At 69.4% G+C, this 13,438-nt stretch carries 14 protein-coding genes; 6 read left to right on the forward strand and 8 right to left on the reverse strand.

Annotated elements, in window-relative coordinates; all coding sequences use genetic code 11:
* Nucleotides 1–43 precede the first annotated feature (43 nt).
* Nucleotides 44–709 (forward strand): hypothetical protein, encoded by a 666-nt coding sequence (locus F464_RS0104205; RefSeq protein WP_232428827.1) that lies wholly within the window; start codon nt 44–46, stop codon nt 707–709.
* A gap of 61 nt (nt 710–770) precedes the next feature.
* On the opposite strand, the gene F464_RS0104210 is transcribed toward F464_RS0104205, so the two are convergent.
* The 6 genes from F464_RS0104210 to F464_RS0104235 all read right to left on the reverse strand — a co-directional run bounded on the left by F464_RS0104210 (nt 771) and on the right by F464_RS0104235 (nt 7,002).
* Nucleotides 771–1,376, reverse strand: coding sequence for a 2-hydroxychromene-2-carboxylate isomerase (locus F464_RS0104210; RefSeq protein ID WP_018988531.1), 606 nt, complete (start codon nt 1,374–1,376; stop codon nt 771–773).
* A 79-nt stretch (nt 1,377–1,455) separates the two neighbouring features.
* Nucleotides 1,456–2,352, reverse strand: a complete 897-nt coding sequence (locus tag F464_RS0104215; RefSeq protein ID WP_018988532.1) for a DMT family transporter — start codon at nt 2,350–2,352, stop codon at nt 1,456–1,458.
* Nucleotides 2,352–3,419, reverse strand: a complete 1,068-nt coding sequence (locus F464_RS0104220) for an FAD:protein FMN transferase (RefSeq protein WP_018988533.1) — start codon at nt 3,417–3,419, stop codon at nt 2,352–2,354. Before F464_RS0104220 ends, F464_RS0104215 begins: the two co-directional genes overlap by 1 nt.
* A complete protein-coding gene (gshB, locus tag F464_RS0104225) occupies nt 3,416–4,372 on the reverse strand; it encodes a glutathione synthase (protein WP_018988534.1) in 957 nt (318 codons plus the stop codon). Before gshB ends, F464_RS0104220 begins: the two co-directional genes overlap by 4 nt.
* Before the next feature lie 9 nt (nt 4,373–4,381).
* Entirely contained in the window at nt 4,382–5,683 is a 1,302-nt protein-coding gene (gene gshA, locus F464_RS0104230) for a glutamate--cysteine ligase (RefSeq protein ID WP_018988535.1), read from the reverse strand.
* An 89-nt stretch (nt 5,684–5,772) separates the two neighbouring features.
* Complete coding sequence (locus F464_RS0104235) at nt 5,773–7,002, reverse strand: Eco57I restriction-modification methylase domain-containing protein (protein WP_018988536.1); 1,230 nt, start codon at nt 7,000–7,002, stop codon at nt 5,773–5,775.
* A gap of 203 nt (nt 7,003–7,205) precedes the next feature.
* On the opposite strand from F464_RS0104235, the gene F464_RS0104240 reads away from it, so the two are divergent.
* The 5 genes from F464_RS0104240 (at nt 7,206) to F464_RS0104260 (ending at nt 10,997) form a co-directional block, all read left to right on the forward strand.
* The gene (locus tag F464_RS0104240) at nt 7,206–7,997 is read left to right on the forward strand and encodes an EcsC family protein (protein WP_018988537.1); all 792 of its coding nucleotides are present in this window, start codon (nt 7,206–7,208) and stop codon (nt 7,995–7,997) included.
* A gap of 36 nt (nt 7,998–8,033) precedes the next feature.
* Complete coding sequence (locus tag F464_RS0104245) at nt 8,034–9,617, forward strand: Stk1 family PASTA domain-containing Ser/Thr kinase (protein ID WP_026295729.1); 1,584 nt, start codon at nt 8,034–8,036, stop codon at nt 9,615–9,617.
* Nucleotides 9,610–10,167 carry a hypothetical protein gene (locus tag F464_RS0104250; RefSeq protein WP_018988538.1) on the forward strand — a complete coding sequence of 186 codons (558 nt, stop codon included), beginning with the start codon at nt 9,610–9,612 and terminating at the stop codon, nt 10,165–10,167. The genes F464_RS0104245 and F464_RS0104250 overlap by 8 nt, the downstream gene beginning before the upstream one ends.
* A 78-nt stretch (nt 10,168–10,245) precedes the next feature.
* Nucleotides 10,246–10,662 (forward strand): DUF488 domain-containing protein, encoded by a 417-nt coding sequence (locus F464_RS0104255; protein WP_018988539.1) that lies wholly within the window; start codon nt 10,246–10,248, stop codon nt 10,660–10,662.
* Entirely contained in the window at nt 10,659–10,997 is a 339-nt protein-coding gene (locus tag F464_RS0104260; protein WP_018988540.1) for an antibiotic biosynthesis monooxygenase family protein, read from the forward strand. The genes F464_RS0104255 and F464_RS0104260 overlap by 4 nt, the downstream gene beginning before the upstream one ends.
* A 39-nt stretch (nt 10,998–11,036) precedes the next feature.
* On the opposite strand, the gene F464_RS0104265 is transcribed toward F464_RS0104260, so the two are convergent.
* A complete protein-coding gene (locus F464_RS0104265) occupies nt 11,037–12,176 on the reverse strand; it encodes a S8 family peptidase (protein WP_018988541.1) in 1,140 nt (379 codons plus the stop codon).
* A 384-nt stretch (nt 12,177–12,560) separates the two neighbouring features.
* Nucleotides 12,561–13,427, reverse strand: coding sequence for a YicC/YloC family endoribonuclease (locus F464_RS0104275; protein ID WP_018988543.1), 867 nt, complete (start codon nt 13,425–13,427; stop codon nt 12,561–12,563).
* Nucleotides 13,428–13,438: the final 11 nt, after the last annotated feature.

Here is a 13,438-nt window from a genome sequence, read left to right on the forward strand (position 1 = left end):
GGCGTTATTCTACTCATCCCCAACCCGACCGCCGCCGGACATCGTGCCCCCTCACTTGCGCCCTCTCCTGCCCACTCACCTGCGTCCTCTCCTGCCCCTGCTGCTCGCCCTCGCCTGCGGAGGCGCCTTTGCCGCCGACGCCGCACCGGAAACCAACCCCGAGCTGGAGCGCGCCGCGAAGCTGCGCGACGAGGCCAAGGCCCTGCGCAAGCAGGCCGATGACACGCTCGCCGCCGAAGAGCGGAAATGCTATGACCGCTTCCTCGTAAATCGCTGCATCGCCCAGGCGAAGGACGCGCGCCTGGCGACCTTGAGCAAGGCGCGCACCCTCGAAGCCGAGGCGAGCCGCACCGAGCTCGCGCAGAAGCAGCGCGCGGCCGAGGAGAGCGGGCGCACCCGCAGCGACGCGCCGACCGAAGCGGCGAAGCCGGCGCCGGAAGGAGGCTTTGCGATCCAGCCCGATCCGATGGCGGACAGCACGCGCCGCCAGCGCGAGGCCGACGCGGTGCGCGCGAAGGAGGCGCAGCAGGTGGAGCGCAAGCAGAAGGATGCGGACAAGGCCAAGGCGCGCGCGCAGGCCGAGGCCGAGGCGGCCGGCCGCGCGGACGCAGCGGCACGCGACCGTGCCCGCTACGAGGAACGCATCCGCAAGCGCGAGGCGGAAAAGGCCGAAGACGCCGCGAAGGACGCGGCCAAGCCGGCCAACTGAGATTCCGGCCGCCCGGATCCGGAGCGCAGGGCAGGATGGAATCCCGCCCTGCGCCTGAAGCTCAGCCGCCCCTGTCGCGCGCCCACGCGAGCGCGTCTTCCAGCCTGTCGTTGCCCCAGAACAGCTCGTCGCCGACGCGGAAGCTCGGTGCGCCGAACATCCCGAGTTCGGCGGCACGTTCGGTCTGGCGCCGCAGCGCGCGCTTGTTGTCCTCCGTCACCGCAGCGGCCAGCAGCTCCCCGACCGGCAGGCCGAGTTCGGCGAGGATCGCCCCGATCACTTCGGGCTCGCCGATCTCGCGATCTTCGGCGAAGTTCGCGAGCATCACCTTGCGCGAGAATTCCGCGACCCAGCCCTGCTCCGCGCCCAGCAGCGCAACCCGCGCCGCGAGCAGGCCGCTGCGCGGAAAGCGGCTCGGCATGCGGAAGGGCAGTCCGTACTTGTCCGCGAGCCGCGCGAGGTCGCGCCACATGTAGCGCCCCTTGGGCGGGTAGATGTTGAACGGCGAATCGTTCCAGCCCATCGCGAGGAACACCGGGCCGAGCAGGAAGGGCTTCCACTCCACCGCGACGCCGGCGTCACGCGCCAGCGCCTCGATGCGCATCACGGAGAGGTAGGAATACGAGCTCGCGAACTCGTACCAGAACTCGATCTTCGGACCTGACATCGTGCAGCTCCCCCTTTGACGAGGCGGACAGGCGATCACTTTAGCCGATCCGGGACGCGGATGCGCCTCCGGCGCGGACTCAGTTCGCCCGCGCCGGGCGGTTGGCGATCCAGATGCCCGCGCCGACGAGCGCCAGCGCGAACCAGATTGCCGGAGTCATGGCCTCGCCGAGCACGACCACGCCCGCAATCACGCCCATCACCGGGGTGAGGAAGGAAAACGAGGACAACCGGGTCGCCGGGTACTGCGAGATCAGCCAGAACCACGCGAGGTAGCTCGCCGCCGCGACGATCACGACCTGGAAAGCGAAGGCCGACCATACGCGTGCATCGGCCGCGAACACACCCGGCTCGCCGAACGCACGCGACAGCGACGTCAGCACGAGGGCCGACACGCCGAGCTGGTACAGCAGGGTCTTTTCCGCCGACGCGCGCGCGAGCGGACTCACCTTCACCGTCAGCGTGGTCGCAGCCCACGCCACGGCCGCGCCGAGCATCATCAGGTCACCGATCCAGGCCCGGCCGGACGAGCGCAGCAGGCCCTCGCCGAACAGCGCGAGCACGCCCGTGAACGCGAGGCTCATGCCGACCCACTGCGCGCGGCGCATGTGCTCGTGCGGCAGCAGCCACACGGCGCCGAGGGCGACCATGAAGGGCGCGGTGTAGAGGAAGATCACGCCGCGCGAGGCGCTGGTGTACTGCAGCGCGGCGAAGATCAGCGCGAACTCGGCGGCGAACAGCAGGCCGGCGATCACGCCTGGCGCGAGCGTGCCGTCAGCCTCCGCGAGCCTTACCCCGCGCACGCGTGCCCACAGCAGGATCAGCGCCGTCGCGCCGGCAGAGCGCCAGCCGGCCTGCCACAGCGGCGAGATGCCGACGTTGGTGATCTTGATCGCGGCCTGCTGCATCCCCCAGATCGTGCACAGCACGATCATCATCGTGATCGCGAGGCGATCGAGGTGGGGACGCGGCGGCATCAGTCGACGACGGTCACCAGCGCGATGCCGGGAGCGAACTGCAGGCGTGCGCGCAGCTCGCGCGTGACCTCGATGCGCCCGTCGGCGGCGACGCGCAGCGCGTGGTCGATGCCGTAGTTGCGGGTGTATCGGCGCCAGTTGTCGCCGGCGATGAAAGGCGGTTTGCTCGCGGCGTCGGAGAGCGTGCCGGCCGCCTCGCGCGGGGTCACGAGCACCGTCATGGACTGCGTCGCATCGGCCGGTCCGCCTGTCCTCGGGTCGAGCAGATGGGAGTAGCGCCTGCCGTCGAGCTCGAAGTAGCGCTGGTAGTCGCCCGAGGTGCCGATCGCCTCGCCGTCGTAGAGCGGCAGCGTCGCCAGCGGCTGCGGCTCGCGCGGGTGCTGCAGACCGATGCGCCACGGGCTGTCGCCCTTCCTGCCCAGGGCCATGACGTTGCCGCCGATGTTGATGAGCGCGTTCTCGATGCCCTTTGCGCGCAGGATCGCCGCCGCGCGGTCGAGCGCGTAGCCCTTCGCGTAGCCGCCGAGGTCGAGCTTCACGGCCGGATTGCGGCTTTCGACCTGGTTACCGTTGATGACGAGGTCGGACATGCGCGGCGCGGCGTCCAGCACCGCCTGCAGCGCGGCGGGATCGGGGCGGCGCGGCACGAATTCGTCGGCCTGGAAGCCCCACATCTCGATCAGCGCGCCCATCGCGGGGTTGAACAGGCCGTCGCCGATGTCCGACAGTCTGCGCGCATCCGTGAGCATGGTCGCGAGTTCGTTCGACACGGTCGCGACCTCGCCGCGCGCGATCGCGTCGTTCAGCGCCGTCAGCTCGGACGGCTGCCAGGCGTGGTAGGCGCGGTGCAGGCGGTCGAACTCGCGCAGCACCTCGGCCATCGCCGTCTCGGCCGTCTCGCGCGTCTCGCCATATACGGTGACGTCGACGCGCGTGCCGAACACATAGGCTTCCTGCTTGTGCAGCTCGCCATTGGTGCACGCCGCCAGCAGCGCCGCACACAGCAGCGCCAGCAGGACCGCGGCGCCACGTCGCGCCCCCTCGCGCACCACCTCCCGCACGCTCATCCGGCGCAGGCCTCCTCGAGCGCGTCGACGAGCAGCGCCGCCACGGAGAAGCCGCACTGCTCGGCGATCTCGACGAAGCAGGTGGGGCTCGTGACATTGATCTCGGTAAGCCGGCCGCCGATCATGTCCAGCCCCACGATCAGCAGGCCTCGCCCCCACAGGATGGGTGCAAGGTAGGCGGCGACCTCGCGTTCGCGCTCGGTGAGCGGCATCGCGACGCCGCGCCCGCCTGCGGCGAGGTTGCCGCGCGTCTCGCCGGCCTTGGGGATGCGCGCGAGCGAATACGGCACGACCTCGCCGCCGACGATCAGCACGCGCTTGTCGCCCTCGGCGATCTCGGGCAGGAAACGCTGCGCCATGATCGTGCGCGCGCCCTCGTGCGTGAGGGTCTCGACAATCACGTTGCGGTTCGGGTCGTCGGCGCGCACGCGGAAGATCTGGCTGCCGCCCATGCCGTCCAACGGCTTGAGGATCACGTCGCCGAGCTCGTCGATGAAGGCATGCACGTCGGCGCCGTCGCGCGCGATCAGCGAGGTCGGGGCGAACTGCGGAAATTCGCAGATCGCGAGCTTCTCCGAATGGTCGCGGATCGCGCGCGGGTCGTTGAAGACGCGCGCGCCGGCCGCGACCGCGCTCTCGAGCAGCCAGGTCGCGGTCACGTACTCGAAGTCGAAGGGGGGATCCTGACGCATCAGCACCGCGTCGAAGGCGGTCAGCGCCAGCGCCTCCTCCTCGCCCGGCACGTACCAGGCGTGGTCATCCGCCGTCAGGCCGATCGCCAGCGCGCGCGCCGACACGACGCCGTCGCGCCAGGTCAGCGCCTCGCGCCGGATCACGAACACCTCGTGCCCGCGCGCGTGCGCCTCGCGCATCATCGCGATGCTCGAATCCTTGTAAGCCTTCAGGCGGTCGAGCGGGTCGACGATGAAGGCGATCCTCAGTCGCTTGGCCATGACCGCCCTTTATGCCGCGTCGGCTTCGGCGGGTTCGGCGGGTTCGGTCTCCTCGATCTCGACCGAGGCCGCGAGCAGCGCCAGCCGCGCGACCACACCGTAGGCGTAGAAGCGGTTCGGCGCGGCGTCCGGCGCCTGGCGGCAATCGGGCAGCGAGCAGCAGGTCTGGAACGCGAGCGGCTTGAAGTGCATGCCCGGCGCGTTGAGGTTCTCGTCGCGGCCGCGCTCGGTGTGCACGCGGTAGAAACCGCCGACGACGAAGCGGTCCATCATGTACACGACCGGTTCGGCGACCGCGTCATCGACTGTCTCGAAAGTATGCACGCCTTCCTGGATGATGACCTCCTGCACCTGCAGACCTTCCTTCACGACGCTCATCTTGTTGCGCTGGCGGCGGTTCAGGCCGACCACCTCGGAGGCGTCGCGCACCGTCATCACGCCCATGCCGTAGGTGCCGGCGTCGGCCTTGACGACGACGAAGGGGGTCTCGTCGACTTCGTATTCCTTGTACTTCTCGCGGATGCGCGTGAGCAGCTTGTCGACCTCGGCCGCGAGGCAGTCCTCGCCGGTGCGCTCCTGGAAGTTGATCTGCCCGCACACGCCGAACTCGGGGTTGATGCGCCACGGGTCGATGCCGATCACCTCGCCGAACTCGCGCGCGACACGATCATAGGCGGCGGCGTGACGCGTCTTGCGCCGCGTGTGCCAGCCGGCGTGCAGCGGCGGGATCAGCCACTGCTCGTCGAGGCCCTTGAGGATCGCCGGGGTGCCGCCCGAAAGGTCGTTGTTGAGCAGGATCGCGCAGGGATTGAAGCCGGCCAGCCCGACACGGTTGCCGGTGCGCACGAGCGGCTCCAGCGTCAGCGTGCCGCCGTTGGCGAGCTCCAGCGTCGTCGGCGCGGTGACCTCGGGCAGCAGGGAACCCACGCGCACGTCGAGGCCCGTGAGCTGCAGCACCGACACGAGCTTCGCGACGTTCTGCAGGTAGAACTGGTTGCGCGTGTGGTTCTCGGGAATCAGCAGCAGCTGGCGCGCGTCCGGACAGATGCGCTCGATCGCGTCCTGCGCGGCCTGCACGCACAGCGGCATGAACACGTCGTTGATGTTGTTCCAGCCGCCGGGGAAGAGGTTGAGGTCGACCGGCGCGAGCTTGAAGCCCGAATTGCGCAGGTCGGTCGAGGCGTAGAAAGGCGGCATGTGGTCCTGCCACTGCACGCGCATCCAGCGCTCGATCTCCGTGGCATGGCCGAGGAAGTGCTTCTCCAGCTCCAGCAGCGGGCCGGTGAGGGCCGTCGTAAGGTGAGGAACCATGGAATTTTTCCCGTAATGGATGCCGCTGGCGACACGCGCCAGCCGCGATGGATTTGCCCGAATACTACAACACCCTGCCCCGCAGGGATTCAGACCGCGGCAAAGGCGCGAAAGTGCTCCGGCAGCGGCGCGTTCTCGAGGCTGCGCTGGGTGAAGAGGTAGCGCCCGTCACACACGAAGCCCAGATCGCCCCAGTCGACGCCATTGAGCATGTCACGGAAAGCCGCGAGATCGACGTCCTCGCGACGCGGAAACACCGCCAGCACGGCGCCGTCGTAGTGCGGGCAGTCGTGCAGGAAGAAGGGCTTCGACTGCCGCGTGCGGCCATTCACATACACGCGCGGGCGCCCGGACTGGAAATAGCCGCGCCCCCAGTGCCACCAGTTGCGTTCGTCGAAGTTGTTCACGCGGCGCGCGATCAGGCGGTCCTTGTGCGGCAGCAACGCGGCGGACGGCGCGTCCTGCGGCTCGACCCACAGCATGCGCCGGGTGCGGCCGGTCTTCACCGTCGCGGAACACACGAAGTCACGGTTGCCGGCGGCCTCGTCCGCGTAGATGTCGTCGGCACCCGACACGGCGCCGACCTTCACGAAGGCGACATCGGAGAGCCGCAGCGGGTAGTCGCCGCGCGCGAACATCAGGTGGCCGGCGCATTCGATCAGGTGGCGCGTCTGCCACGCGGGCGCAGCGAGCGCAGCGGCCAGGCGGTCGGCCACGCCGATCTCCGCGTAACGCACGCTGCGCTCAAGACAGCCCTTCTCGAAGCGCCAGATCAGGCAGTTCGGCACCGCGTCGTCGAACACGCGCGCGTCCCCGAGCTCGATCGCGTCGGTGATCGTGCCGCTCGCCATCAGCAGACGGTTGAGCTTCACGGCCGAGGTGACCTTGAGGAAGTCGCGTGGCGTGATGAAGATCAGCTCGCCGCCCGGCGCGAGGTGGCGCAGGCACTTCTCGATGAAGAAGAGGTACAGGTTGGAGCGGCCGTCGAAATGTTCGTCGTGCAGCAGCGCGCGCGTCGCGGCCGGGATGTCCTGGAAGCGCACGTAGGGCGGATTGCCGATGATCGTGTCGAAGCGCTCGCCTTCCGGGTACGCGAAGAAATCGATGTTCAGCGCATCCGGCGGGCAGTGCGCCGCGTCGTACTCGATACCGACCGCGCCCGGCAGGTGACGCAGGAAGGCGCCGTCGCCGCAGGACGGTTCCAGCACGCGGCCGTGCTTGCGGCGCAGCGCGAGCATTGCCCGTACCACGGCCTCGGGCGTGAACACCTGCCCGAGCAGGGCGACGTCGCGCGGGCGCGCGGGTGCGAGAACGCTCATGCGCCCGGTCGTCCCCGGTTTTCGAACGGCAGGTGGATCTTCCCCATCGCGGACTCGTGCAGTCGAAGCAAAACCCGTGGAAGATAACCGCCCCGGTCACGTCGCGCAATCGTGGCAATGGCATGGGACGGCGCGCGAACGTTCGCGGCCGATCGCGGATCGAAAGCCCGGATACCCGGACTGCGCAACGACATGGGACACGCATGGTACTGACGACGGCAGAAATCGAGGAGTTGCGCGCAGCGAAGGCGCTGCTGGAGCATCCCGGCCTCGCCGCACGCATCAGCGACGCCCTCGGCTCGCCGATCGAGCGGGGCTTCGAGATGCTGCCGAAGCGCTGGAACGCCGCGGTGACGGGCGCAACGCACAAGGCCATCGAAACCGCCCTCGACGTCGCGCTGCGCACCCTGGACCACGAACGCGCGGACGCCCCCGCTAACCGCTGGCACAAGCTCGCCGCGGGCACGGCCGGCGCGGCCGGCGGGGCCTTCGGGCTCGCCGCGCTGGCGATCGAACTGCCCGTATCGACGACGATCATGTTGCGCTCGATCGCCGACATCGCCCGCAGCCAGGGCGAAGACCTGCGCGGGGTCGACGCGCGCCTGCAATGCCTGCAGGTGCTCGCGCTGGGCGGGCGCGCCGCCGGCGACGACGCGGCCGAAACCGCCTACTTCGCCGCCCGCGCCGCGATGGCGAAGGCCGTGTCGGAGGCCGCGCGCTACCTCGCACAGCAGGGCGCCGTGCAGCACGGCGCACCGGCCATCGTCCGCCTGATCGCGCAAATCGCCTCGCGCTTCTCGATCACCGTGTCGCAGAAGGTCGCGGCGCAGGCCGTGCCGGTGCTCGGCGCCGTCGGCGGTGCGCTGATCAACACCGTCTTCATCGACCACTTCCAGGACATGGCACGCGGGCATTTCGTCGTGCGGCGGTTCGAACGCAGTCACGGTGCGGAAGAGGTGCGGCGCGTATATAACGAGATTGCGGGTCGCCGGTGAGGCCCGACGTGAAGCGTCGCACTGCGGAGGTGCGCGATGGGGCAGAGCGCCGAGTGGCCGGATGTCATCCACCCCGACGGGGCGCGGCTCGCCGTGCGTCGCCTTCTCGGGTGGCTGCTCGCTGCGCTGCTGACGGCAGCCGGGAGCCTGATCGGGTATCCATCGGCCGTCCATGCCCAGTCGCGCCCCTCGTGCGACCAGGTTCCGCTGGCCGAACGGGAGACGGCGCGCAGGCAAGGCACCTGTGCCGACGCCCCCCGGCCGGAGCGGACTCCGCCCGACCTGCGCCCTGAATTCCGGCCGGAGCTGCGCACCACGCCCGTCCAGCCTGCCGACGACGTCGCCCCGCCGCGGGTCCGCGTGCCCAGCTTCATCGGGCAGGATCAGCGCGAAGCGCGCCGCGTCCTGCAGGAAACCTTCCGCATGCGCGTCGTCACCGACACGCAGGCCTCCAGCCGCCCCCGTGGCGAAGTCCTCGACCAGAAACCGCGCGACACCGAGGTTCCGCGCGGCTCCACGGTGGAGCTCACCATGTCCGACGGCTCGCTCGTCGCAGTCCCGGCCGTGCGCCGCATGCCGGCGACGCGAGCACTCGAGGTGCTGAAGGCGAGCGGGCTCGTCGGCGAGGAAATCCCGCGCGAGTGGCACGCGGCCCCCGGCACGGTGATCGACCAGGATCCGGACGCGGGCCACGAGGTCGCCCGCGGATCCCGCGTGCGCCTCACCGTCGCAAGCGCCCGGCCCGCGCCCGAGCCGGCGCCGCTCGTGTGGGTGCCGAATTACATCGGCCGGCCCGCGGATATCGCCCGGCGCGAACTGGCGCGCGAGCACCACCTCAGCGTGCGTACCGTGGCACGCCCTTCCGGCGTCGCGCGCGACGAAGTGATCGACCAGTCGCCGGTCGAGACGCGCGTGCCGACCGGAACGATGGTAACGCTGTACGTCTCCGACGCCTCGCTCGTCCACGTCCCGGCAGTGCGCAAGCGCGACGAAGCGCTCGCCGTAGCGATGCTGCGCAAGAGCGGGCTGCAGGCGAGCATCGCGCGGGAGGCCGCGCAGGCGCGCCCCGGAACCGTCGTTGCGCAAGACCCCGAAGCCGAGTCCGAAGTGCCGCGCGGCAGCGTCGTGCGCCTGACGGTCGCTGGCGAGCCCGCCCCGCCTCCGCAATCTGCTCCGCCCGAACCGCGGCCCGAACCTCCGCCCTCTGACACGCCTCCACCGCCCGAAGACGTGTCTCCGCCCCCTGCACCGGAGCCGCCCACCCCTGCCCCACCTGCGCCCGAACCGCCGCCACCGGAGGCGCCTTCATCGGCACCAGCGGCGACCTTGCCTCCGATATCGGAGCCCGTTGCGCCGTCCGGCCCCAACCCGCTGTGGTGGATGCTCGGCCCCTTGCCGGCGATCGGCGCCGCAGCGTGGTGGCTGCGGACGCGCGGCGCGGGCGGGCGACCCGCCGCGCCGCTGAAACCGACGGTCAGCGCAAGCCTTGCCGGCCCCGCGGAATGCCCGCGCTGCGTGCCGCTGGAGGGACCGCCGCTGCGCGCCGAGATCGCCGTCACACCCCTGCTTCCAGCGGCGCAACCGGTTGCAGACCTATCACGGGAGCCCGGCAATGACTGAAACCGGTATCACGATCAGCCAGCTGCTCAACGTCGCCGCCGACGACCTCAAGGACACCTTGCGCGATCACGTGCGCGCTAATGCCACGCACGCCGACTTCCCGGCCACTCTGCTCGGCTTCGTCGCCGAGGAAGCCGCCGAGGCGATCGCCGGGCAGTTGCGCCTCGACGTCTTCGAGCTCGCATTCAAGGCCTGGGCGGCCGTCGATGAACTGCGCGAATACGCGGACCCGGCAAAGCACCCGCCCGGCGAGAGCGCGGTCGTGCAATGGGGCAAGTGCCGCATCCGTGCTCCGCAGGCGATCGACATCCGCATCGGCATCGCCGGTATCAGCCTGCCGGTGCTGCGGCTCACGATAGAGCTCGACGCCGAATTCCACAGCCTCGCGCTGACGATACGCGACGGCGCGATCCGCAAGCTCAGCCCCGGCACCGCAAGTGCCTCGGTCGCACTCAAATACGGCGCAGCAACCCTGATCGAACCATGCCGTACGCCCGAGATCACTTTCCGGCGCGGCGTCGAGTTCGCGGACGGTCTGCGCATCGCTTGACGGACACGGCGCGCGTAAGATGCCCGCATTCACGGCCCGGCCCGCCCTGAGCAGCCGGAAACGACAAGGAGAACCATCGTGGCCCTGCGCATTGTCCGCCTGGGTACGCCGCGCGCGGTCGACGAAGGCCTGCGCATCGGCACCGTTCGCCGCCCGCCGCGCGGCGTACCCAAGGCCGAGTTCGCGTCGCAGAACTGGTACGACGTGTGGTATCCCAACCTCGCGCCCAGCGTCGAGACGATGAAGCTCGCGCAGCAGGCGCAGTCTCCGGCCGAGTGGCAGGCTTTCACGAAGCGCTACCGCGCCGAGATGTCGACACCGGACAACAGCCGCTCGCTCGACGTGCTGGCCGCGCTGTCGCACCAGACGAATTTCTCGATGGGCTGCTACTGCGCCGAGGAGTCGCACTGCCACCGCTCGGTGCTGCGCGTACTGCTCGCGGAGCGAGGCGCGGCGATCGCGCCGGTCGGCCCGGATACGGACCACGCGGCATGAACGGCATCCCCTTCGCGCGCACGCCAGAGCCGCCCTATTGCGCCGTGATCTTCTCGTCGCAGCGCACGCCGGGCGACAGCGGCTACGCCGAGATGGCCGAGCGCATGGTCGACCTCGCGGCCCGGCAGCCGGGATTCCTCGGCGTCGAGAGCGTGCGCGGCGAGGACGGCTTCGGCATCACCGTGTCGTACTGGCGCGACGAGCAGGCGATCGCGGCTTGGAAAGCCGAAGTCGAGCACGTCGCGGCGCAGCGGCTGGGCATGCGCAACTGGTATGCGCACTACGAGGTGCGCGTCGCGAAGGTCGAGCGCGCCTACGGGAAACAGCAGGGGTAAGACCCCGCCGCACAGGGTGCGGCGGGGCTGACACTGGAATCAGCGGTGACAGATCGGATCGGGATTGCTGTCCGGATCCCCGTTGGCAGTGCCGCTATAGGTCGGAGTACCAAGCAGCAGAATGCCGGCGACATGAGGCGCGGCCATCGAAGTACCAGAGAAGGTGGTGACGCCGCCGCCGTTCTTGGTTGACACGACGCCCACACCCGGTGCGGCGCAGTCGACCGGCGGATTGCCGTAGTTCGAGAACCACGCGAAGGTATCGCTTCCATCGATCGCGGACACCGTGTAGATGTTGTCGCCGCTGGCGCTCGCCGGCGAGTACTTCGCCGCGTCGTCGGTCTCGTTGCCCGCCGCGAGCGCGAAGAAGATGCCCTTAGCCGCAGCGTTTTCTACCGCTGCGTTGAGCGACGCGCTGTACCCCCCGCCCAGACTCATGTTGGCGACATCACCCGTCTTCGCGTTTAACGCGACGTAGTCGACCCCCTTGATCACGCCCGAATAGCTGCCCGAACCGCTGTTGTCGAGCACGCGCACCGCAACCAGCGTCGCACCGGCCGCCACGCCGACCACGTCGCACTCGTTGTTCTTCGCGCCAATCGTTCCGGCGACATGCGTGCCGTGGCCGTTGCCGTCGTCGGCCGTCGTCTTGCCGCGCAGCAGGAAGCTCTTGCTGCGCGCGGTATCGACGTTCAGGTCGGGGTGCTCGAAATCGATGCCTGTGTCGATGACCCAGGCGGTACGCCCGGTGCCGTCGCCGGCCCCCCCGACGCGCGTGACACCCCACGGCGTCTGCGGGGTGGTACAGGTGTAGGCCCCAGCCGTCACCGGCTTGCCGAAGGCGTAAGCGATTGCATCGGGCTCGTAGGACGCGATCAGCGGATTGGCCGCGAGCATGCGCGCGGCAGCCTCGTCGGGCATCTTCGCCGCGAAACCCTTGAGCGCCGTCGTGTAGGTGTGGGTGACCCTGCCACCAGCCCCGGCCGCGAGCGCATTGGCGTGACGCGCTACTTCGTTCGCGGGCACGTCGTCGCGCAGCACGAAGATGAAGCTGTTGCGCACTTCGTCGCGCACTTCCACCGACACGCCGAGATTCGCCGGCTGCGTCTGCGCCGCAACACCGGCGGACAAGCCGGCGAGACTGCAGATCACGGTTGCCGCAAGTATTCCGTTCCTCATTTTCTGCTCCGTTCGATAGCTGGGCGGGGACGCCGCTCCGCATGGCACGGGATGCGCCCATAACACTCTAATCATGGTCGCAAACACCGCCCTGCGCGAGAAAAATCCTCGCAATCATGCGGCGTTCCACACGTCGGCGCAAACATTTTAATGTCATAATTTATGTGCATGGCGCGGCATTCCATCCGCACACACAGGAGCATCGATGGTCCGGCATATCGACTCGGCACAAACAAAGGCGGAAGCGTCCTTCGACGGAGGACTGTATTGCGCGGAAAGCGTGGTGCGGGCGCTCGTGGGCACGAGCGAGGACGCGGACGCGGACGCGCCCGGACGCTGACGGAGACCGGGCGGAAACGGCCCGCCGCGCGGGCCTTGGGGTGCTTACTCGATGTTTTGCACCTGCTCCCGCATCTGCTCGATCAACACCTTCATCTCCATCGCGATGCCGGTGACCTCGGTCGCGGCGGACTTCGACGCGAGCGTATTGGCCTCGCGGTTGAGTTCCTGCATCAGGAAGTCGAGGCGCTTGCCGGCGGCGCCGCCGGCCTTGAGGATGCGCTGCACCTCGTCGATGTGGGCGGTGAGGCGCGACAGCTCCTCGGCGACGTCGATGCGCTGGGCAAAAAGGGCCACCTCCTGGCGGATGCGGTCCTCGTCGAGCGAGGCGACCGCTTCGCGCAGGCGCGTCGTAAGCTTCTCCTGGTACTCCGCGACCAGCGCGGGGACACGCGGCTGCGCCTGGGCGACGAGTTCGCGCATGCGATCGAGGCGCTCGCGGATCATCGCCGCGAGCTTGTCGCCTTCGCGACGGCGCGTCGCGACCAGTTCGTCGAGCGCGGCCTTGGCGAGTTCGAGCACCGTCGGCTGCAGTTCGTCGAAGCCGACGCTGTCGTCGGCCAGCATGCCGGGCCAGCGCAGGACCTCGGCCACCGACAGGTGGGCGGCGGAAGGCAGGCGGTCGCGCACGCGGGCTTCCGCGTCGCCCAGCTGGTCGAGCAGCGCGGCATTGAGCGCGAGGCTGCGCGGGGCGCCGCCGTTGGTCTGCAGATTCAGCCGGCATTCGACCTTGCCGCGGGTCAGGCGCGCGGAGATCAGTTCGCGTACCGACGGTTCGGCCTGACGCAGTTCGTCGCCGATGCGGAAAAACAGGTCGAGGTAGCGCGAATTCACACTGCGCAGCTCGAGGTGGATGCTGACGCGACCGAGGTCGCGGGTCTGCACGGCGAAGCCGGTCATGCTGTGGATCATCGGTAGTGTCT

This window comes from Aromatoleum toluclasticum ATCC 700605 (genome assembly GCF_000378245.1).
Classification (GTDB): Bacteria; Pseudomonadota; Gammaproteobacteria; order Burkholderiales; family Rhodocyclaceae; genus Aromatoleum; species Aromatoleum toluclasticum.